Origin of the sequence: Dolichospermum heterosporum TAC447 (assembly GCF_024584745.1) — a bacterium.
Lineage (GTDB): Bacteria > Cyanobacteriota > Cyanobacteriia > Cyanobacteriales > Nostocaceae > Dolichospermum > Dolichospermum heterosporum.
This window is the reverse complement of the sequence record NZ_CP099464.1, coordinates 722,151-742,373: the sequence shown is the minus strand read 5'-3', so window position 1 is coordinate 742,373 and position 20,223 is coordinate 722,151. Positions and strand designations below refer to the sequence as shown.

General features: G+C 40.0%; 19 protein-coding genes, 1 tRNA gene, 2 pseudogenes and 1 other annotated feature. Of the genes and pseudogenes, 7 read left to right on the top strand and 15 right to left on the bottom strand.

Features of this window, described 5'->3' with window-relative positions; all coding sequences use genetic code 11:
- Positions 1 to 100 precede the first annotated feature (100 nt).
- Both rplL and rplJ read right to left on the bottom strand, forming a co-directional pair.
- Positions 101 to 490 (bottom strand): 50S ribosomal protein L7/L12, encoded by a 390-nt coding sequence (rplL, locus tag NG743_RS03330; protein ID WP_027404875.1) that lies wholly within the window; start codon positions 488 to 490, stop codon positions 101 to 103.
- 86 nt (positions 491 to 576) lie between these two features.
- Entirely contained in the window at positions 577 to 1,128 is a 552-nt protein-coding gene (gene rplJ, locus NG743_RS03325; protein WP_193964095.1) for a 50S ribosomal protein L10, read from the bottom strand.
- Between the two features lie 16 nt (positions 1,129 to 1,144).
- Here rplJ and NG743_RS03320 point away from each other — a divergent pair, with 16 nt between their 5' ends.
- A complete protein-coding gene (locus NG743_RS03320) occupies positions 1,145 to 1,627 on the top strand; it encodes a hypothetical protein (protein ID WP_257121518.1) in 483 nt (160 codons plus the stop codon).
- Positions 1,572 to 1,739, bottom strand: a sequence feature (ribosomal protein L10 leader region). (Overlaps the previous gene by 56 nt.)
- A gap of 109 nt (positions 1,740 to 1,848) precedes the next feature.
- Here the strand turns inward: NG743_RS03320 and rplA are convergent.
- The 6 genes from rplA to rplS form a co-directional block, all read right to left on the bottom strand.
- Complete coding sequence (rplA, locus tag NG743_RS03315; protein WP_027404877.1) at positions 1,849 to 2,565, bottom strand: 50S ribosomal protein L1; 717 nt, start codon at positions 2,563 to 2,565, stop codon at positions 1,849 to 1,851.
- A 124-nt stretch (positions 2,566 to 2,689) separates the two neighbouring features.
- Entirely contained in the window at positions 2,690 to 3,115 is a 426-nt protein-coding gene (gene rplK / locus NG743_RS03310) for a 50S ribosomal protein L11 (protein WP_027404878.1), read from the bottom strand.
- Between the two features lie 6 nt (positions 3,116 to 3,121).
- Positions 3,122 to 3,754: a transcription termination/antitermination protein NusG gene (nusG, locus tag NG743_RS03305; RefSeq protein ID WP_027404879.1), complete on the bottom strand. Its 633-nt coding sequence runs from the start codon at positions 3,752 to 3,754 to the stop codon at positions 3,122 to 3,124.
- Positions 3,754 to 3,975 (bottom strand): preprotein translocase subunit SecE, encoded by a 222-nt coding sequence (secE, locus tag NG743_RS03300; RefSeq protein WP_015078220.1) that lies wholly within the window; start codon positions 3,973 to 3,975, stop codon positions 3,754 to 3,756. Before secE ends, nusG begins: the two co-directional genes overlap by 1 nt.
- A gap of 181 nt (positions 3,976 to 4,156) precedes the next feature.
- Positions 4,157 to 4,229, bottom strand: a tRNA-Trp gene (locus tag NG743_RS03295).
- A gap of 149 nt (positions 4,230 to 4,378) precedes the next feature.
- Positions 4,379 to 4,741 carry a 50S ribosomal protein L19 gene (rplS, locus tag NG743_RS03290; protein ID WP_027404880.1) on the bottom strand — a complete coding sequence of 121 codons (363 nt, stop codon included), beginning with the start codon at positions 4,739 to 4,741 and terminating at the stop codon, positions 4,379 to 4,381.
- 227 nt (positions 4,742 to 4,968) lie between these two features.
- Here rplS and hflX point away from each other — a divergent pair, with 227 nt between their 5' ends.
- Positions 4,969 to 6,705, top strand: a complete 1,737-nt coding sequence (gene hflX, locus NG743_RS03285; protein WP_027404881.1) for a GTPase HflX — start codon at positions 4,969 to 4,971, stop codon at positions 6,703 to 6,705.
- Positions 6,706 to 6,986: 281 nt separating this feature from the next.
- Positions 6,987 to 7,556 carry a Uma2 family endonuclease gene (locus NG743_RS03280; RefSeq protein ID WP_027404882.1) on the top strand — a complete coding sequence of 190 codons (570 nt, stop codon included), beginning with the start codon at positions 6,987 to 6,989 and terminating at the stop codon, positions 7,554 to 7,556.
- A gap of 533 nt (positions 7,557 to 8,089) precedes the next feature.
- Here NG743_RS03280 and NG743_RS03275 read toward each other — a convergent pair.
- From NG743_RS03275 to NG743_RS03255, 5 genes and pseudogenes are all read right to left on the bottom strand, one after another.
- Positions 8,090 to 8,287: a hypothetical protein gene (locus NG743_RS03275; RefSeq protein WP_027404883.1), complete on the bottom strand. Its 198-nt coding sequence runs from the start codon at positions 8,285 to 8,287 to the stop codon at positions 8,090 to 8,092.
- 223 nt (positions 8,288 to 8,510) lie between these two features.
- Entirely contained in the window at positions 8,511 to 9,719 is a 1,209-nt protein-coding gene (locus NG743_RS03270) for a NupC/NupG family nucleoside CNT transporter (protein ID WP_027404884.1), read from the bottom strand.
- Positions 9,720 to 10,277: 558 nt separating this feature from the next.
- The gene (locus tag NG743_RS03265; RefSeq protein ID WP_257121517.1) at positions 10,278 to 11,966 is read right to left on the bottom strand and encodes a serine/threonine-protein kinase; all 1,689 of its coding nucleotides are present in this window, start codon (positions 11,964 to 11,966) and stop codon (positions 10,278 to 10,280) included.
- A 150-nt stretch (positions 11,967 to 12,116) separates the two neighbouring features.
- Positions 12,117 to 13,457, bottom strand: a pseudogene (locus tag NG743_RS03260) (universal stress protein); the annotation flags it as partial.
- Positions 13,458 to 13,637: 180 nt separating this feature from the next.
- Positions 13,638 to 14,756, bottom strand: a complete 1,119-nt coding sequence (locus tag NG743_RS03255) for an RNA-guided endonuclease InsQ/TnpB family protein (protein WP_257121020.1) — start codon at positions 14,754 to 14,756, stop codon at positions 13,638 to 13,640.
- Between the two features lie 61 nt (positions 14,757 to 14,817).
- Here NG743_RS03255 and NG743_RS03250 point away from each other — a divergent pair, with 61 nt between their 5' ends.
- Positions 14,818 to 14,985 (top strand): hypothetical protein, encoded by a 168-nt coding sequence (locus NG743_RS03250; RefSeq protein ID WP_168465365.1) that lies wholly within the window; start codon positions 14,818 to 14,820, stop codon positions 14,983 to 14,985.
- A gap of 42 nt (positions 14,986 to 15,027) precedes the next feature.
- Here the strand turns inward: NG743_RS03250 and NG743_RS03245 are convergent.
- Positions 15,028 to 15,798: pseudogene (locus NG743_RS03245) on the bottom strand (cation:proton antiporter); the annotation flags it as partial.
- Positions 15,799 to 16,018: 220 nt separating this feature from the next.
- A complete protein-coding gene (locus NG743_RS03240) occupies positions 16,019 to 17,623 on the bottom strand; it encodes a peptide ligase PGM1-related protein (protein WP_027404887.1) in 1,605 nt (534 codons plus the stop codon).
- Between the two features lie 361 nt (positions 17,624 to 17,984).
- Here NG743_RS03240 and NG743_RS03235 point away from each other — a divergent pair, with 361 nt between their 5' ends.
- The 3 genes from NG743_RS03235 to NG743_RS03225 all read left to right on the top strand — a co-directional run bounded on the left by NG743_RS03235 (position 17,985) and on the right by NG743_RS03225 (position 20,221).
- The gene (locus NG743_RS03235; RefSeq protein ID WP_027404888.1) at positions 17,985 to 18,611 is read left to right on the top strand and encodes an alpha/beta hydrolase; all 627 of its coding nucleotides are present in this window, start codon (positions 17,985 to 17,987) and stop codon (positions 18,609 to 18,611) included.
- A 504-nt stretch (positions 18,612 to 19,115) separates the two neighbouring features.
- The gene (gene isiD / locus NG743_RS03230; RefSeq protein WP_027404889.1) at positions 19,116 to 19,328 is read left to right on the top strand and encodes a protein IsiD; all 213 of its coding nucleotides are present in this window, start codon (positions 19,116 to 19,118) and stop codon (positions 19,326 to 19,328) included.
- Positions 19,329 to 19,576: 248 nt separating this feature from the next.
- Positions 19,577 to 20,221, top strand: coding sequence for a DUF262 domain-containing protein (locus NG743_RS03225; RefSeq protein ID WP_257121516.1), 645 nt, complete (start codon positions 19,577 to 19,579; stop codon positions 20,219 to 20,221).
- Positions 20,222 to 20,223 lie beyond the last annotated feature (2 nt).

Sequence of the window (20,223 nt, the reverse complement as noted above, 5' to 3'; positions counted from 1 at the left end):
AATGGGTAATGGGTAATGGGTAATGGGTAATGGGTAATGGGTAATGGGTAATGGGTAAAAAATTCTTCCCAATTACCCATTACCAATCACCTAATAACAATTACTTAACTGTTACCTTACCACCAGCTTCTTCAATCCGCTTCTTGATATCCTCAGCAGCGTCCTTAGTTACAGCTTCTTTAACAGCTTTAGGAGCAGCTTCTACCAAGTCCTTAGCTTCTTTCAGACCTAGACCAGTGATTTCACGAACGATTTTCAAGACAGCAATCTTCTTATCAGCAGGTACAGAATCCAGAATTGCATCAAATTCGGTCTTCTCTTCTACTACTTCAGCAGCAGCAGCACCAGGAGCAGCCATCATCATCATGCCACCACCAGTAGCAGCAGCACTAACACCAAAAGCTTCTTCGATTTGCTTAACCAATTCAGAAGCTTCTAATAAGGTCAAAGATTTCAATTGTTCTAAAATTTGTTCGGTTGCAGCAGACATGGATATAACTCCTAAAGAATGTATGATTTGTTAGTTTTTAGTTATCTAGTTGTCATTGGTCAGTAGTTAATTTTTACTGACTACAACTAACTTTCGGTAGCACTTTCAGAACTATCGCTATTTTCTTTTTCAGCAACAGCTTGCAAAGCGCGAGCCAAGGAACTGGGAACTTCGTTGATACCAACAGCCAGCTTGGTAGCCACACCGTTGATAGCTCCAGCAATTTGAGCCATGAGTTGTTCCTTAGAAGGCAAGTCTCCTAGAGCCTTGACATCAGCTTCACTCAGGACACGACCTTCCATCACACCGCCGCGAATTTCTGTTTTCTTGGTGGCTTTTTGGAATGCTTGGTAAGCTTTAATCGCAGATAAATCTTCTTTAACTAGCAGAAATGCAGAAGAACCATTCAGTAATTCTGACATTGGCTGCCATTGTTCCTGATCCTTAATCGCAATACCCATAAAGGTGTTTTTTGTCACCTTACAGATAGCACCACTAGGACGGAGTTGCCGACGCAAATCGGTGATTTCAGCAACAGTTAACCCCTGATAATCAATTACCAGTGCTAAAGTTGATACACTCAAACTTTCTTTGAGATCAGCTACTATCTCTTTCTTGTTTTCTAACGTTCTTCCCATACTTGTCTCACCTCCAATGTCAGTTGTCAGTGGTCAGTTGTTAGTTGTCAGTTCTTACTCTATTTTCTGTCACCTGTCACCTGTCACCTGTCACCTGTCACCTGTCACCTGTCACCTGTCACCTGTCACCTGTCACCTGTCACCTGTCACCTGTCACCTGTCACCTGTCACCTGTCACCTGTCACCTGTCACCTGTCACCTGTCACCTGTCACCTGTCACCTGTCACCTGTCACCTGTCACCTGTCACCTGTCACCTGTCACCTGTCACCTGTCACCTGTCACCTGTCACCTGTCACCTGTCACCTGTCACCTGTCACCTGTCACCTGTCACCTGTCACCTGTCACCTGTCACCTGTCACCTGTCACCTGTCACCTGTCACCTGTCACCTGTCACCTGTCACCTGTCACCTGTCACCTGTTACCTGTTACCCTTTGGTGACTTACCGAAAACAATTAACCCCAGCTAACTTAGCCAGGGTTTCAAAGTGGTATTTTTAATCCCGTAGTTATTCCGCTTTTGCGGCTTAAACTCTAGGTAGTTAAAATTACAACCTCGGCAGGATATTAAGCTATTAGCACCTGCTGTCTCCGGCTTTATTAAATTTTGGATTTTGGATTTCGGATTTTGGATTTGAAATTAAAGCTTGATAACGAAACAAAAAATTCAATTATCTATCTAGCAACTATAAAATCTAAAATCTAAAATCTAAAATCTAAAATTATGCAGCGTCAGTTAGTTTTAACTCTCGTAGGGCGCTAATGTCAATAGCAATTGATGGTCCCATTGTCGAGGATATGTACAATGACCGCCAATAACGACCCTTAGCACCTGAAGGACGGTTACGGTCAATTGACTCTTGTAATGCCTTCAGGTTGATCAATAAATCTTCAGGTGAAAAAGCAGTCTTACCAAACATAACATGGACAATCCCAGTCCGATCAGCCCGATATTCTAATTTACCAGCTTTGAACTCAGCGATCGCACTAGCAACATCAAATGTCACTGTTCCCCCCTTGGGTGAAGGCATCAAACCCCGTGGACCTAATAATTTACCCAGCTTTGCTACCTGTGGCATCACATCCGGCGTAGCAATCAGCTTATCAAAGTCCATCATGCCTTTCTGAATATCTTCAATGAGTTCTTCAGAACCAGCAATATCAGCACCAGCGTTAGTTGCTTCTGTGACTTTTTCACCTCTGGCGATAACTGCTACCCGGATAATTTGTCCTGTTCCCTTGGGTAGTGCTACCGTTGTCCGCAATTGTTGATCTGTATATTTAGGGTCAATTCCTAAACGGATATGAGCTTCAGCAGCTTCAGGAAACTTAGCAGTTGCCGTTTCTTTTAACAGAGCTAATGCTTCTAAGGGTGTATAATCCTTATCTTCTACCTTTTCCAGCAACGCCTGTAAGCGGCGTGATACTTTTTTTGCCATTTTTTTCTCCTGGGGTCATCTCGAAGTTGTACTTCTCCCCCGATATGATTTTGTTATTAGTCAGTTGTCAGTTGTCAGTGGTTATTTTTTTATTTACTGTCACCTGTCACCTGTTCCCTGTCACCTAATCTGTGACTGTTACGCCCATGTTTTTAGCAGTTCCTTCCACAATATTCATGGCTGCATCAATATCATTGGCGTTGAGGTCGGGAAGTTTAGTTTGAGCAATTTCGCGTAATTGCGTTCTGCTAATGCTACCAACTTTCTTTTTGTTGGGTTCATTTGAGCCTCTTTCAATCTTCGCTGCCTTGCGAATCAACACTGATGCTGGTGGAGTTTTGAGGACAAACGTAAAACTTCTATCTTCATAGACAGAAATTTCTACAGGTATAACCATCCCAGCTTGGTCTGCTGTTTTGGCATTGTACTCTTTGCAGAACATCATGATGTTAACACCATGTTGACCCAACGCAGGACCAACTGGCGGTGCTGGGTTGGCTTTCCCAGCATTCAGGGCCAACTTAATGACCGCTACTACTTTCTTCGCCATTTGTATTTAGCTCTGTTTTTTAACCTGATTAAATTCCAATTCTACTGGTGTATCTCTTCCAAAGATCGAGAGTAGAGCTTTTAGTTTACTCCGTTCTGGGGAAACTTCAATCACCTCACCTTCAAAATCCTTAAATGGACCAGAAAGCACAACTATCTTATCACCTGAAGCCATATCAATTTTGACTACAGGCTCTTGTTCCAAGGCTTGTTTGAATATGCGTTCAACTTCCGAAGGATTTAGGGGAACTGGCTTAACGTGACCACGACCTCTACCGCTACCACGCTTTTGCTCTGCACCCACAAAGTTAATCACATGAGAGGTGTTTCTTACCACTTGCCATGTATCATCACTCATTACCATTCGGACTAGCACATAACCAGGGAAAACCTTTTCTTCTGAAGGTAGCCGTTTACCATCCTTACGGATTTTCACCGTTGGGGTGTGGGGAATTTCCACTTGGATGATTTTGTCAGCCACATCAAAAGTTTGGATACGTTGCTCTAAATTTGTCTTTACCCGTTTCTCACAGCCAGAGGCTACTTGCACTGCATACCAGCGTGCTTCTTTCATCGCTGTTAAGAGTGTTTCCTCTAACTGCAACTCGGAGTTGCGTGGTTCGTCTGTTGCAGAAGTCATCAGAACACCTGTTTTGCTGCCCAAGCGAACAATCCATCGACCAGATATATCAAAGATGCGGAGAGTGTAACCATTAATAGTACAGCGGCTGATTCACTTACCAACTGTTTCCGACTGGGCCAAATCACTTTCTCAAGTTCTTCCTTTGTACCCTGGAAAAAATTGTTTAAGTTAAACCCATTTTCGGTTTCTGGCATTTCTGCTTCATTTTTTTTGGCCACAGTCGTTATACCCCCGTTTCTTAAATAGCCTAACCTTGTGATTTTCAAGGTTTACAGCTTCAGTCTCAATAATCTCGTAATAAGAAAGCTACATTTTAAAAAAATTATACCCGAAATAATTGACGTTTTCCGCTGTTTCGGCAGTGACGTTATTGCTTCGGGCAATATTTTTCTTTTTGAGCGCGCCCTGGAGGACTTGAACCCCCGACATCAGGTTTTGGAGACCTGCGTTCTACCAACTGAACTAAGAGCGCACAAGCTTTTCTTTTTACAGTCATTGCGCCGAACTTTCTTAGTTTAACGCAATTTCGATTTCAATTGTAACCTATTTTTTTTCTTTTGGCAAGTTAGCGGCGGATGCCGCTTGCAGACTGGGTTTTGTCTATTAATTCACCATTGAGAATCACAAAGGGCGGTCGAATCTTTGTTTAATGCGGGTTGCCTTGCCGACTAGTTTACGTAGGTAGTACAGTTTAGCACGTCTAACTTTACCACGACGCAATACTTTAATACTTTCAACTAGGGGAGAATGAAGCAAAAATACTCGTTCTACACCCACACCTTGGAAAACTTTACGGACTGTGATAGTTTCGTTGATGCCGCCATTGCGTCTAGCTATGACTACACCTTCGTAAGGTTGTACACGGAATTTAGTGCCTTCCTGAATTTTAACTCCGACTTTGACTGTATCACCAACATAGATGTCGGGTAAATCAGATTTCATCTGTTCCGCTTCAATTGAGCGAATAATCTCTTGCGCGTTCATTACTTTTATGTTTTTTGAAAAACTCACAATCGTTAATTATAAATCTATAATCGCCTGAGAGTCTAGAAATTTCCCTCATTATAAATAAAAACTACTCACAAATTCAAAATGAAGAATTAAAAAACTCTTGCCTGTTCCCTGTTCCCTGTTCCCTGTTCCCTGTTCCCTGTTGTAAAATAGACAGTGTAAGGATTCAGGGGGAACCAGGTAACTGGTCATAAACGCCTATAGAGACTATCTTTGGCAATGTTCAAGGTTTGAAGTCCAGCCAGCTAAAACAACTCCAGCGGCTGTACCACCAGCGGATATCAGGTGATTTTATTACTACAACTGATTTTGCTCAACGTCTGGCAGCAGTCAGTACGGAAATTAATCAACCTGTTTGTGTTTACATTAATCGTCGCGGACAGGTAATTCGGGTTGGTGTCGGTACTCCGCGTCAAACTCAAATTCCGCCCCTAGAACTGCCCCGCTACGGAGCAGAACGTCTCAGCGGTATTCGTTGTTTATCTACCAATCTCAAGTCAGAACCACCAAGTGAGTCAGCCTTAACGGCCATGGCTTTACAAAGATTAGATGCTTTAGTAGTTTTAAATATTACTGGGGGAGGATTCACAAAGCGTGGTGGTGGTGCAACCGGGTATGTGAAAGAAGCTTATTTAGCGCATCTAGTAGCCAATAGCAGACAGTTAGTGGCGACGCAATCCTCTGGTACTAGTATTTCAGATGCGGGGATATATTCCCACATCTCACCACCTCTGAGTTTAGATGATTTAGCCGACCAGGATTTTCTGGACTTGGTGGAAAGTTTAGAAGAGGAATTTAGTCGGGAGTATGTAGCTCAAGAAGTAGATGCTGATCATGATCGGGTGGTAATTGTGGGGGTATTAACAGAAAATATCACTCCGCAACAATTCCAAGACATCATCATAGAATTGACTCGATTAGTGGATACAGCTGGAGGTGTTGTCTTACAAACCTTACAACAAAAGCGATCGCGGATTCATCCCCAAACGGTGATTGGTGAGGGTAAAGTCCAAGAAGTGGCGATCGCTGTGCAAACTCTAGGTGCTAATTTAGTAGTATTTGATCGTGATCTTTCCCGTTCCCAAGTCCGCAATTTAGAAGCGCAAATTGGTGTTAGAGTAGTTGACCGCACCGAAGTAATTTTAGATATCTTTGCCCAACGCGCTCAATCTGGTGCAGGTAAGTTACAGGTCGAACTGGCACAGTTAGGGTATATGCTACCACGACTCACTGGCAAAGGTGAGGGTATGTCCAGATTAGGAGGTGGTATTGGCACAAGAGGTCCAGGTGAAACCAAGCTAGAAACAGAACGCCGCTCTATTCAAAAGCGAATTTCTCAACTGCAACACGAAGTTAATCAATTACAAGCTCATCGTTGTCGCTTACGTCAACGACGACAAGATAGACAAGTTCCCTCGGTGGCTTTGGTGGGTTATACCAATGCTGGTAAATCTACCTTACTTAACGCTCTTACCAACGCAGAAGTATACACTGCTGACCAATTGTTTGCCACCCTTGACCCGACAACACGGCGGTTAATGCTTCCTCATGCGGAAACCGGCGCACCCCAGGAAACTTTGATGACGGATACTGTGGGGTTTATCCATGAGTTACCCGCATCTTTGATGGATGCTTTTCGGGCAACATTGGAAGAGGTGACAGAAGCAGATGCTTTACTGCATTTAGTGGATTTATCTCATCCTGCTTGGTTAAGTCATATTCGCTCAGTTAGGGATATACTGGCGCAAATGCCGATTACACCAGGACCTGCGTTAGTGGCTTTTAATAAAATTGATCAAGTTAGTAGTGAAACACTGGCTTTAGCCAGAGAAGAGTTTCCCTTAGCCGTGTTTATTTCTGCTAGTCAGCGGTTAGGACTGGAAACCCTGCGTCAGCGTCTATCTTTATTGATCCAGTACGCTGTTGGTGATGATTAATGATTTTCAGATCCCCGACTTCTTGAAGAAGTCGGGGATTTCTCGTTCCCATACTCTGTATGGGAATGAATTTTAGAAGGCTCTGCCTTCAATGATAGCAGAGGCAGAGCCTCTTGAGGGCATTCCCAGTCAAAGACTGGGAACGAGATAATAACTCAACTATTTGGGTAATATTTTAGATAAAAACTTGTTCAATATTATTGATAATAATGTCAATGATTCAACAATATATCCAGTTTTGCTAGAATCATGATTACTTCAATGTAATTGCTTACAAGATGATGATTACTACTGTTGAGCGTCGTTATAGTTTAGATGAATATCGCGCCATTGAAGAAAAAGCTGAAGAACGCAGTGAATATCGTGATGGGGAAATTGTGCCAATGTCGGGAGGATCACTCAATCATAGCCGTATAGGGGGCAATATTTTTGCATTTCTCAAGTTTATTCTGCGTGATAGTAAATGTGAGCCAATTAATAGTGATTTGAGGTTATGGATTCCTGAATATAAACGCGGAGTATATCCAGATGTAATGGTTTTTGCAGATGAACCGCAACTAAATGAAAACCGCAATGATGAAGTTTTAAATCCCATTTTAATTGTAGAAGTATTATCACCTTCAACCGCAGATTATGACCGACAAAGCAAGTTTCGGATGTATCGTTCAATTAGCAGTTTTTGTGAATATTTATTAGTTGAACAAGATGAAATTTTTATAGAAAAATATAGTAAACAGTCTCAAGGTTGGTTATTGAGTGATTTTAATAATTTAGAAAAATCCATTTCTTTGGAGTCTGTTGGGGTTGATTTACCGATATCGGAAATTTATCGCGGTGTTGTTTTTGGATAAGGTTAATGAGCGTTACACATTCACAAAAACCATATTCCTTGTTGGTGTCAACTTAGGCTAAAAATGGCTTATCTGTTGGCTTCCACACCCGTCAGGGAATAAATTCCCTGTCTCATAGCTCAAGTCCGTTTTAACGGACTAATAAATTTTCCTAATCTTTAGTCATCTTCAGATGACTTTTGCTAAGTAATTGGACAAAAATATTTACAGTCATTGCGAGGGAAGGGAAGCAATCACAACCCTTGCGATTGCTTCATTTCACTTCGTTCCATTTGCAATGAAATTGTGTAATTAATTCTGTCCCATTACTTATTAGACTGGGAATTTATTCCCAGGCGGGCTATGGGTTTTGCGTTAAGTTGACACCAATGAAGCTCTTGCTTTGTCCCTAGCATACTTGTCTGTTGACGATCAATATAATCATCAATCAAAGTCTAAAACAACCTCTTTATCTCGTTCCCATACTCTTCTCATTTTCTCGTTCCCATACTCTTCTCATTTTCTCGTTCCCATACTCTGTATGGGAATGAATTTTAGAAGGCTCTGCCCTCAATGGTAGCAGAGGCAGAGGCTCTTGAGGGCATTCCCAGTCGGAGGCTGGGAACGAGGTTATCTATCGGATAACAAGCAAAAGCACCTAATACCATAACACCAGCGGCTGCTAAAACATAACGTCTGCCCAAACTTACCCCATAACGTCGTTGCAGAAAATTGGTTGTGACAGAATTCATCCTTTTACCTCAATTACTCCAGATTTTCAGGTGTCTATTGCAAAAGACGTTGCTAATCTACTAATTGTTCACTATCTCATCCACGATTCATAAATTCTCAATTGTTACAGTTTTGGTAACAAATGTTCCCTGTTCCCGGTGGTGGGGTTCTTGTACCTCCATAAGAATGGGGTAGGCACGGGGGGCGCTACCCCTACAGCAAATCCTGTAATTCCAATTATTTCTAAATCAAAATTCCCGCAATTCCCGCAGTAATAAAACCGGCCAATAATCCGCCAATCATAGTCCTTAAACCCATACGGGCTAAGTCTTGTTGACGGTTGGGTGCTATTCCTGTGATCCCACCAATAGTAATGCCAATTGAGCCAATATTAGCAAAATTACATAAGGCATAGGTAGTAATAATAGCTGAACGTTGAGAAATTTCTTGTTTCTTAATCAGTTCTCCTAAATCCAAATAGGCGATAAATTCATTAAGAATCGTCTTTTTACCTAATAATGCTCCAACTTGTCCACAGTCAGCCCAAGGTATACCCATTAACCAGGCTACGGGAAACATAATTAAAGATAACATCCCTTCTAAGGATAATTGCGGATAACCTGCCAACGTTCCCAACCAACTTAAACTAGCATTCACAGCAGCTAATAAACTCAAAAAAGCAATTATTATTACCCCAACATTAACTGCTAATTTTACCCCATCAATTGCCCCAGATGTGGCTGCATCAAGAACATTAACATAATTACTTTTGATGTCTATATTAACTTTTTCCGTAGTTTCCGATACTTCTGTTTCTGGATACATTATTTTTGATACTATCAATGCAACAGGAGAAGTCATAAAAAAAGCAGCAATTAAATGTTCTGGTGGAATCCCAAAGGACAAATAAGCACCTAGTACACCCCCAGCAATGGTAGCAAAACCACCAGTCATGACAGCGTGCAATTCAGATTTTGTCATATTTGCTATGTAAGGCTTGACCATGAGTGCTGCCTCTGTTGGTCCCAAGAAGATATTGCCCGCACAGGACAAAGATTCAGAACCTGATGTTTTCATGGTTTTCATCATGAACCATGCTAGGGCATTGACAACTCTTTGCAAAATGCCATAGTAATAAAGAATACTGATAAATGATGAGAAAAAGATAATTGTGGGGAGAATTTGAAAAGCAAACAGATGATCTTTGAAGTTTTCACCAAAGACGAATTTTGCACCAACATCAGAAAAAGCTAAAAAGTTACCAACGATATTTCCCAAGGATTTAAATAAGTTCAAACCCCAAGTGGTTTTGAGAATGACTATAGCTAAAATAAATTCCCACCCTAACCCCCAAGCAACTGTACGCCAACGCACGGCTTGACGATTCACGGACAGGGCGTAGCATATACCGATGAAAACACAAATGCCTAAAAATGAAATAGTGCGTTCCATGTTCAATGTTTCAATATTTTCTGCAAATAAGCTTCAGAGTAACTTAATTTCAGGTAAGTAATTGGACAAAAATATTTACAGTCATTGCGAGGGAAGGGAAGCAATCACAACCCTGGCGATTGCTTCATTTCACTTCGTTCCATATGGCTAACGCCACGCCACGTTTACGCAATGACATTGTGTAATTAATTCTGTCTCACTACTTATTAAGTTCCACATTGGCTGAGTTGCGCGGTGTTTTTTGCTAGAATGCTGCTAATTTTATTAAAATGACAGTATATTTGCTGGTTTAATCAGTCTTAAATATGAAGGAATAATTAAAAATATACAAAACTTAAATAAATTGTTATTACAGAACTATGCAAATGGGAATAAAGAGTGTATATTGGTTTCAACTTCAGTATACCGAAACATTTATAGTCTACCAATTATGGGATGCCCCCAGTTCACAACTCAAATGAACTGGGGGTATCTGTGTTTTTGGGAACAGGGGAAAAATTTTCTTCTTCTTCCTGCTTCTTCCTGAATGGGCGTAAGCCCTGCGCCCCTACCTTCTCCTTATCGCCAACCTAACCAGCGTAAGCAAGGGACAATTAGGTAATGGCTTATACTCAGGGAAAAGCTGATTAAAATACTCACTAAACTAAAAAAACCTATGGGTGAAAATATATCCAGCCCTTGTGGTTGACTGGAAAAATGGAATAAATGTAGTCCTAACCCTAAACGTACGAGAATGGCTATGAGGTTGGAACTTCCTAAACCTGCAATGACAGCGTAGGCGATTTGATGACTGCGAAGACCTAAACCAAGGGTTAATAGGGGAAGTGAGATTAAAATCCATGTGACTAAGCTTTCCGCCGGATTCGGTGTGGTGATGAATTGACAAGCTATCCAGCCTAAACTGTAGCCAATTAAGCCCATTAAGGCTGTGATGAGAAACCGCCGCTTTTGCCCAAAACAGCCTGATAAGGTTAATCCCCAACCTGTTCCCAAACCTGCAAAACCATATAGGATAGTTTCTGCGGCTATATAAGGTTGTTTTTCGACTAATGTGGGGAATTGATAGGCTAGTAATTCTAGCCAGCGATCGCCTAAACTGGTATGGTAAGCCAGGACAAAACCAATTATAGTCCCGATTCCCGCGCAGATACTTGTCAGTATCATTACCCAAACAGTCGCCAAACAGGCGGATAAAAATTTGTATATTCCCTGAATTATCAATAAAGTAGTATTACTTATAGCTTGAGTAAATTCAGTGATTGATTGGACAACAGATTTACCCGGACTGCTGAATAAACCTGGCTGTGAAGATGACGAGGCGATACTTAGTAAGCGTTTATGAATAATAGCTGTATTAGCTGGACGTAATCGCACATCATCTTCTACCATTTCATCAATTAAATCCGCTAAATCTGGGTTAATTTGCCGATAATTACGCCAACGCAATTTTCCAGTTAAACTATCTTCCAATTCGGATGGATATTTGGCGGTAAGTAGTTGAATCATCGTCCGTCCTAAAGCATAAAAATCTGCGGCTGGTCCAACATTACCGCCGCGAATTTGTTCCTGGGGACTATAACCGGAAGAGTATAAGCGTGTAGATGTGGAGTGTGATCGCAAAACTGACCCACTAAATTGTTTAGCACCACCAAAATCAATTAGCACTAATTGATCACTTTTGGCAGGAGATACTGGTGTGGAAGTCCGTAACATCAAATTAGAAGGTTTTATATCTCGGTGAATAATTTGGCGTTTATGTAATTCCTGTAAAATCAACACGGCTTGAATAAACCAACCGAGTACCAAATCTTCGGAACAACCTTGAGGAGAATTTATTACCACTTCCTCTAAAGTGTAGCCATTGATTTTTTCCATCACCAAACAAGGTAATTGATGGGGTTTAGGATTAATTAAGTTAACTTGAAAATACCCATTAGCATCAACTTTAGGCACGCCAGAATTGCGGAAACTACTTAAAACTTCCGCTTCTTGAATAAATAATTCCAGCGCCTTGGGTGAAGTTTCAACTAGCACCTTTAGCACTTTTTCTGTCTGTGTCTTTTCATCCCAAATTGTGTAAATTTGGGCAAATCCCCCCGCACCGAGAGGTTTAAGAGAGAAATAGCGATCTAACAGATGCAGCGGTGCGCCACAACTGTTACAGAATTTGTTTCCCCAAGGTTGAGGGTAAGGACGTTGACAATGGGGATTTATGCAGTGAACCGCACTCTGAGTTATCTGGGTCAAAACCACGAAAATACAAAGGCTGGATCGATTTTAGCGTCTATTTCACTTTAGTTCTAGATATTCGTCTAAATAACTCTAACTGGCCATTGCCATTAGTCTTTGTCCCAAATATCGAGCCTTTTTTTGGGTCAGAGGAGGGAATTACAGGTATTATTGAGGTTCTCCCAGCATGACAATCGAACATTTCAAATTGTTAATCACTTGGGTTGTCACTTCACTAACGGCTAATCCTCCAGCGGTGCGATAGCGGACAGAACGCAAAACCACTAAGTCAAATGCCTGCGCTTGCTCAATAATGACTTTGGCAATATCATCACCAACAATTGTTAAAATATTTGTATTGACTTGTAAGTTGCCTTGATTAGCAATATCAGACAATTGAGATGTGAAATGTGTAACCTGCTCATCAGGTATTAAGCGTTGGCTGGGACTGCGGTAGGCATCGTTCACGTGCAAAAGCACAACCTCAGCTTGATTAGCATCAGCTAAAATTTGGGCAAATCTGATAGTCCCAATAGTCACCCTCATTAAGTCACCAACAGGAACAAGAATGCGTCTGATTTCTGTCGGACTTTTTAACAGGCGTGTTACCGCTACCGGACAATGAGAAGACCAGAAAACCTTATCAATGAGACTACCAAATAAACGGGCGCGGAAATTCCTGGTATTTCCCCAACCCATTATCACTAAACTAGCATTATGTTCCCGACTGGCGTGACTAATCCCCAAAGCCACATTATCATCAATCCGAATTGTCGGTGATGCTTGGACGTTAAATTCTTGACTAATTTCGGAAGCCAACCTCAATCTTTCCTGACTTTGTGCTAGTGCCGTTACTAATTGTGGATCATCCATATTCAGATGGGCTTTAGTAATAGCTAAAGGCATAATCTGTCCAGATTCATGACGGGCTATAAGTGCTGCCATTTCCAGCAGATAACGTTGCGTCAGCGGGTTATAAATGGGAACTACAACAATAAATGGCGGGTAATCTTGTTGCAAACGGTTGTCTGCTGTCTCTATTTGCTCTTGAGATTCCCACCACACCGATAAACTATCTGTTTTCCATTCCGTAGACGGGACGACTTGTAAAGACCGAGCAACCCTAGCTGTAATTATCGGACCCATGATAGCCGTCACCAACATCAGGACAATAACACTATTTAAGACACCCTCATTGATTAGCCTCTCACCAGCAGGATTTACGGATTGATAGGCAACTAATGTGGCTGCGAGTGTGGCTGCTACCTGCGGTAGCGATAATGACCACATTGTCAGCATCTCTGAATTGTTATAGCGATAAAATGTTTTAGCTAGAAAGGCCGCCACAAATTTACTGCTAATCAGTGCCACAACAATTGCCACAGTTAAAGTAATTGAACTGAGAGTTTTGATAAACGCAGGTATATCAATTAGTAATCCCATGTCCACAAAGAAACAAGGGATAAACAGAACACTACCCACAAACTCTACCTTTTCTTTAACGGGGCTATTCCGTTCTATAAAACTTACCCAAAATTACCAAAGTCTAGACACATCTGGACAGCGATAATCTTAGTGTTTATTTCCTGCTTCATCGTGGTCTTAGAATGACTTCTAAGAGGTTTTTCCACTCGACAGACAATCTCGGTAGAACTTACCGTTTCTGACCGTAGTTCCTAAAAAGAACCGCTACGCTACAGGGATAAAAATATCCACAAACCATCGGTCAATATTCTTAGCTGCGTTGAGGTCACGATCCTCTCTATGTCCACAATCAGGACAAACATAAACGCGGCTTTTTAATGGCATTTTATGACGATGATTACCGCAGTTAGAGCATATTTGCGAACTAGGAAAGAATCTATCTACAAGGATTAATTCACTGCCAAACTTCTCAGTTTTGTACTCTAATTGCCTTTGAAATTCATACATCCCACAATCTGCAATTGCACCTGCTAATTTGTGGTTCTTCAAAAATGCCTTAACGTGCAAATCTTCTATCTTAATTATGCTGTGGTTTTTAGCTAGATAGTAGGTTAATTTGTGAATAGAATCCTTGCGAATATTAGAAACTTTGGCGTGTAATTTAGCTAATTTTCTCACAGCTTTTTTACGGTTATTAGAGCCTTTAATTTTCCTGCTCACACTACGCTGTAAACGTTTCATGCGTTTACTCATCCGGCGGTAGGCTTTGGGGTTTTTGAATACTTCACCATTACTGCAAACTGCTAATTCTTTGATACCAATGTCAACGCCAATGGTCGGTCTGTCTGCAAGTATAGGAGGTTTTTCAACTTCGTATTTAACAGAAATAAACCATTTATCAGCCTGTCTAGAAATCACGCAATTATGAGTTACTGTAATCGGTAAAGGTTCTGCTAAACCTACCCAGCCGATTGACGGTAATTTAATTCTTTTACCATCGTTTTTAATTAACGGTTTCGCCTTAGTCCCTGACTCTAAATAAAAAGAATCGTGCTGTCCTTTTTTCTTGAATCGGGGTTGTTTCGATGTTTTGGAAAAACACCTATCCCATGCTTGGCGTAAGTCAGTTAACGCCTTTTGTGGGACATTTTTGTTAACTTCGTAATACCAAGCGTGTTCAGATTTAACCTCGGCGACTAACTTTTTATGCAAGTCAATCGCTGAGGGTAATTTAAGTTTTTCGCCTTCTTTTTGAGCAGCTAAAATATCCTTGATTTGAGCATTTGCCCAGTTATAGGCGTGTCTAGCTACTCCAGATGCTTTACGAAAAGCTGTAACCTGTCCGTTATTTGGAATTAATGCGGTTTTGAATGATAAAAGCATTGATTCGACCTTCAATGTTGTGTTATGATATCTAGTATATCAGATATATTAAGATTTGGCAATGCCTCGGATTAAATTTAAGCCACAAAATCAAGTAGCCTCCGATAAATCACCCTTGCAATTTAAGGTTTTACCTGGAGTCAGGGAAAAAATTAAAACCGTCCCTGATTGGCAGCAACGGTTGAGGGATTTTGTTGATCAACTTCTTGAAGACTTGGACAAACAGTAATATATGGATAGTTATGGGTAGAAATTATCAAGCTGCTTCTACCCCCAAAACGCCATTGACTGCTAAACCTGCCAGGAATGCACCAACAATTTTTTCAATCCCAATCGCTTGCGCTCCTACAGATGCCAAAAATAAGGCCAGCAAGATAAACAAAAATTGATTACTCTCTTCCTCTCCAGTGCGGCGGAAAAACTCTTTTCCTACCTTATTAAACCCAAATAAGATCACAACTGAATAAATTGCTAGTCCACCCAATAAAGTAAATAATTTAAAAGCTGTGAAATCTCCTCCATGAATACCTACACAAATTGCCAGTAATAACAATGCACCTGTATCAGTAAAAATCGTTGCCCCAATTGTCACTGTGACTGCTTCATTGCCGATAACTCCCAACCGACTGATAATTGGATATGCCAAGAGAGTATGAGAAGCCAGTAAAGAACCAATCAAAACAGAAGAATTCCAGCTAAAATTGAATAAACGTCCGGTAATAATCCCCGCAATTAAAGGCATTAAAAAAGTCAGGAAGCCAAAACCCATTGAGCGATTTTTAGTTTGGCGAAATTGTTCAATATCAATCTCTAAACCTGCTACAAACATCAAATAAACTTTACCAATATCTGAAAGCAGTTTTATAGTTTCCGATTTAGGGTTGAGGAGATTGAGTCCATTTTGACCCAGTAATACGCCTGCTATTAGTAAACCCACCAATCCAGGTAATTTTAGTCTCTCAAATAGCGGGGGAACAATAAAAATAGCTATAAGGAGAATTGTGAAAGAAATGATTGGTTCATTGAGAAAATCTACTGGCATTTTTCATAAAATAATATTTATATCTATGATAATACAAATCTTATGAACATAAACACAGTATATTATAATAGTTTGCTATCTTCCTCCCTGCTCTATCTCCGGGTATAACTGTTTCCTACCGGAGATGATATCCTGACATCAGAATTTTGTGAATATTCCTGATGCTTGATTGATAGAGGAATAGAGCATCAGGAATATCAAGCTGAATTTTATATTTGATTTAACAACTATATCCATCCCCAGTCATGGGAAAATTATAATCAGTAAAGATAGCATGATTATTATGATCACCGCTGGTTTCTTGATCAAGAACCTCAATAACTTTATTATAAATTTCTTCCGCTTCTTGGGGTGAATCACCAATACTGGTTAATCCTAATTTACCAAATTGGGAAAGACAACCCATGAGATGAAAAACTGTACCTGTTTCTGTGCCGCTATCAAAATGTAACCTGTGGTGAGCGATAATATCCATTAAATCATTAGGTAATAATCCCTGATAATTAGATTTTTGTAAATTATCTGTGGCAATATAATATTTAGGTCTGCCTTGTTGACTATAAAATAATCCAGTGGATAAATCATAACGACCATTAGTTAATAATTTCAACGTCATAAATGGATGGGTTGTTCCTCCTTTGCGAAGGTTAATTTCAATGGCTTGAATATCCCATTTACCATCACCTTTGTCAACAGTGACAAAATCAACGGCAAATCTTTCTAAAGCTCCTTTTTCCGCTAATTTATTTCCAACTCTTAAACCTAATTCCTGTAATTCACAGCGATAATTTGCATCCGCAGGAAAGCGACAACCTATATAAATTTGTCCGTCAGGTCCGCCTAAAATTTGGTCATGGGTAGAAATAATTTCCACTTCTCCATTAGGTGTGATTCTGCCTTGGACACTGGGTGAATATTTGATTTCTCCTTCGATAAAAGCTTCCACTATTGCCCCCAATTCAGGAATGCGTCGAGAAAAATTCGCCCAGGTTTCTTGTAAAGATTGAAAACGTAAATGCAGGAAGCGATCGCTAATTGCTGTTACTCTTTGACTATGATCAGCTTTTCCCGGTGCAACATCCATTATTTCCCGTAGATCTAACAGTGCATTCCCTTCCCCAGAAAAACCTTCATTCAACTTAATTACCATTCTTTGTAATGTCGGTTGACGTTCCCACAAATCAGCCGCAGCATTTGCTAAGTCTTCGCAATTCCTGACTAACTCGCTACCGTCAGGAAGTGGGACATTACTTTCTTGAAAAATCTGTCTACTACCGCTCTTTGTTCCCCAAATTTGCAAATCTGGTGCAGCAGCATATAAAGGTACACCCAACTTTAAAGATAATTGCGCTTCCCAAAAAGTGGAATTATAACATACTATGAAAGCTTTATCTAGTCGCAAAGCTTTGTGAATTCTTTCTAATAACCGAGGCCGTTCTAATATTTTTTGACTGAGGGGTTTTAAAGAAGCATCATAGGCAGAAAGTAATAATAAGCGATGACGAGCATGAGAAAAAGGAATGCCCGGAAGTAGTTGCAGATAATAATCAATAATACTGGGATGCAGTGGCATTGATGTCACATAAATTAATCTAGTCCGGGGATTTCTTAACCGCATTAATGAAAAAAGTAATCTTTCTTCATAATGCTCACATCCTTCTATCTTGAGTAATTCTCCTTGATCGATACTCAAAGAAGGAACAATTAAAATATCTGCTTCACTATTGTCGAATAATTCGCTAGTTTGCCAGCGATCGCGTAATGTTAATTGTAAATTACGAAATTTATCAATTTCTTGTAAATCATCAATATTTAATGTGACCATATCCCCATCCCCATATTATTTTTTTATTTTACTTCCCTATTTAATATATACCCCAAGGGAGAGTGTAAATTAAGATGAAGCTGCATAGAATAAAATTTCGGGATTTATTGACCGCAGATGAACGCAGATAGAGACGGAATTCATGGATTTCATAATTCTGTGTAACCTCACATAAAATTGGTATTAAACTTTGCGCCTTTGCTTCTTGGCGCAAAGCATAATTCATGCTGTCATTATGCAATATCACTGTGTAAATACGGCAAAATATAAAAACTTCCAGAAGAACGAAAAAAGTTAGGAAATGTGTACTGGATTAAGACGCGGTATACTGTATCTGCATTAATTCTTAACTCAATTACCTATGACTCAAACATTAGACTTCATCAGAGTTTCTCCACCAGCAGGAAAAACACCAGATGCTTTAATCGTCACTTTACATGGTTGGGGTGCAAATGCCCAAGATGTTACATCTTTGATCCCTTATGTCAATTTACCTGATTACGAATTTCTCCTCCCCAATGCTCCCTATCCTTATCCTTATGCTGACACGGGTAAGGCATGGTATGACCTGCGGACAGAAAATATGTATGATGGATTAACCCAAAGTAAACAATTACTGATAGATTGGTTGCTCTCTTTAGAAAGTAATACGGGTGTACCGTTATCACGCACAATTTTGAGCGGATTTTCTCAAGGTGGGGCAATGACTTTAGATGTAGGATTAAGCTTACCCTTGGCTGGGTTGGTAGTGATAAGTGGCTATCTACATCCTGACGTAGCAACGCTGAATCAAGGCAATTTTCCGCCGACATTAATCATGCACGGTACAAGGGATGAAGTAGTCCCCCTGCAAGCAGCGATTAAGTCGAGAGAAATGGCACAATCTCTAGGCGTAGCTGTGGAATATCATGAATTCGCCACGGGACATGAAATTAATTTACAAATGTTAGAAGTGCTACGAACTTTTGTTCTTAACACAATTGGTTAGGTTTAGTTACAAAAATTTTCCAAATTCTGGTAAAAATCACAAGAATTTTTACAAATTTCATGCTCGTTAATGAGTAAGATAGAACAGGTGAAAGCAACTCCACCCTAAGCTGAATGTAAGCGCTGCGAAAGGGAGGGGCAAGCATTGTCAGTAACCCAGCCCTAAAGGGACTGAGCTTGCAAGAGAAATCAAACAAGCTGTACTGACCAGACCACCTAGAAATAGGTAGCCGTTATTTGAGTCACGACACCCCGGAATGCGAAGCTAGTTCCCTGCTCTGTCGCTTGTGATTAAACAGTTCTAAGGTCACTGGAACAGTGTTGCAAGCAAAACAAGCTCTTATAACTGGTCGAAGCTAACATTACCCCAGAAATGGGAGTTAGTTTTTCAGGTTTCCAATCAAAAAACCTGACTAAAATTTAAGATTCAATGCGGTTAAAACCGCCCGTGTCGCTTCCCTCTCAGCCCTAAAGGGACTGAGTTTCCCGCATACCGCGAGGTCTTATGAAAACTCTAAGCATTTCCAAAACAGAAATTTCTGCTATGACGACAACAGAGGTAAGGGATTTGGCTACACGTCTGGAACTAGATAATTATAGTAATGCTTTTGAGGGTTTGAATGATTGGCATCTACTGCGGGCGATCGCTTTTCAGCGTCCAGAGTTAGTTGAAGCCTATATCCACCTCTTAGATTTAGAAGCTTACGACGAAGCCTAAAGATTGTAGGGAAAAATTCAGGAGTCGCTCAGGGTTTAGCCATGCTAAATCCTGATTTTGCTTGCATAATTTAATTTAGATGCGTTTTGCCTCAATAGCGAATTTAATAAAAGTTCTACTACTCAGTGAGATTACTGTTCATAAGTCGTTGAAAATTCTATTCAATCAACGCCCAGATAATTTGTTTGGTATTATGATTTAATGATATCTAATTCTGCCTAAGTAAATTTTTAGTAGCATTTGTCATAATGGAAACAAATAAACTCAATAATCAACAGATGGAATTAATAGATCAAGATGATGATGAAAATTTAGAACCCTTTGACCCAACACAGATTAGGGTTAAAACTAAACCTATGACAATGGATCTCCTACTTAAAAGAATTGAATATGATGAAATTGATTTAGCTCCTGACTTTCAACGCCAATCTGATATTTGGACACCTAAAGCCAAAAGTCGCTTAATTGAATCTCTTTTAATTAAAATTCCACTTCCAGCGTTTTATATAGATGCTACTGATGATAATAAATGGATTATTATAGATGGTTTACAAAGAATCAGCACATTCAAAAGTTTTATTCTAGATAAAACTCTTAAATTAACTGGATTACAATTTCTAACAGATTTAGAAAAAAATAAATATGATGATTTACCTCGTCATTATCACAGACGAATAGATGAAACAGAATTAACAGTTTATTTAATTGAACCAGGAACTCCTTCAGAAGTAAAATATAATATTTTTCAAAGAATTAACACCGGAGGATTACCTCTTAATCCTCAAGAACTTCGTCAAGCAATGAACCCCGGACAAGCAATAAAAATTCTTAAAGAATTTGCTAACTTACCAGAGTTTGAGAAAGTAACAAATTTAAGTAAAAGAAAAAAATAACG

Excerpts from the sequence above, each read along its gene's own strand:
- rplJ (WP_193964095.1), bottom strand. The coding sequence starts at position 1,128 with ATGGGAAGAACGTTAGAAAACAAGAAAGAGATAGTAGCTGATCTCAAA.
- isiD (WP_027404889.1), top strand. The coding sequence starts at position 19,116 with ATGAAAACTCTAAGCATTTCCAAAACAGAAATTTCTGCTATGACGACA.
- NG743_RS03320 (WP_257121518.1), top strand. The coding sequence starts at position 1,145 with ATGTCAGTTGTCAGTGGTCAGTTGTTAGTTGTCAGTTCTTACTCTATT.
- rplA (WP_027404877.1), bottom strand. The coding sequence starts at position 2,565 with ATGGCAAAAAAAGTATCACGCCGCTTACAGGCGTTGCTGGAAAAGGTA.
- NG743_RS03275 (WP_027404883.1), bottom strand. The coding sequence starts at position 8,287 with ATGAATTCTGTCACAACCAATTTTCTGCAACGACGTTATGGGGTAAGT.
- rplL (WP_027404875.1), bottom strand. The coding sequence starts at position 490 with ATGTCTGCTGCAACCGAACAAATTTTAGAACAATTGAAATCTTTGACC.
- NG743_RS03280 (WP_027404882.1), top strand. The coding sequence starts at position 6,987 with ATGATTACTACTGTTGAGCGTCGTTATAGTTTAGATGAATATCGCGCC.
- nusG (WP_027404879.1), bottom strand. The coding sequence starts at position 3,754 with ATGACTTCTGCAACAGACGAACCACGCAACTCCGAGTTGCAGTTAGAG.
- NG743_RS03250 (WP_168465365.1), top strand. The coding sequence starts at position 14,818 with ATGCCTCGGATTAAATTTAAGCCACAAAATCAAGTAGCCTCCGATAAA.
- rplK (WP_027404878.1), bottom strand. The coding sequence starts at position 3,115 with ATGGCGAAGAAAGTAGTAGCGGTCATTAAGTTGGCCCTGAATGCTGGG.
- NG743_RS03235 (WP_027404888.1), top strand. The coding sequence starts at position 17,985 with ATGACTCAAACATTAGACTTCATCAGAGTTTCTCCACCAGCAGGAAAA.
- NG743_RS03240 (WP_027404887.1), bottom strand. The coding sequence starts at position 17,623 with ATGGTCACATTAAATATTGATGATTTACAAGAAATTGATAAATTTCGT.
- NG743_RS03270 (WP_027404884.1), bottom strand. The coding sequence starts at position 9,719 with ATGGAACGCACTATTTCATTTTTAGGCATTTGTGTTTTCATCGGTATA.
- NG743_RS03255 (WP_257121020.1), bottom strand. The coding sequence starts at position 14,756 with ATGCTTTTATCATTCAAAACCGCATTAATTCCAAATAACGGACAGGTT.
- NG743_RS03225 (WP_257121516.1), top strand. The coding sequence starts at position 19,577 with ATGGAAACAAATAAACTCAATAATCAACAGATGGAATTAATAGATCAA.
- rplS (WP_027404880.1), bottom strand. The coding sequence starts at position 4,741 with ATGAACGCGCAAGAGATTATTCGCTCAATTGAAGCGGAACAGATGAAA.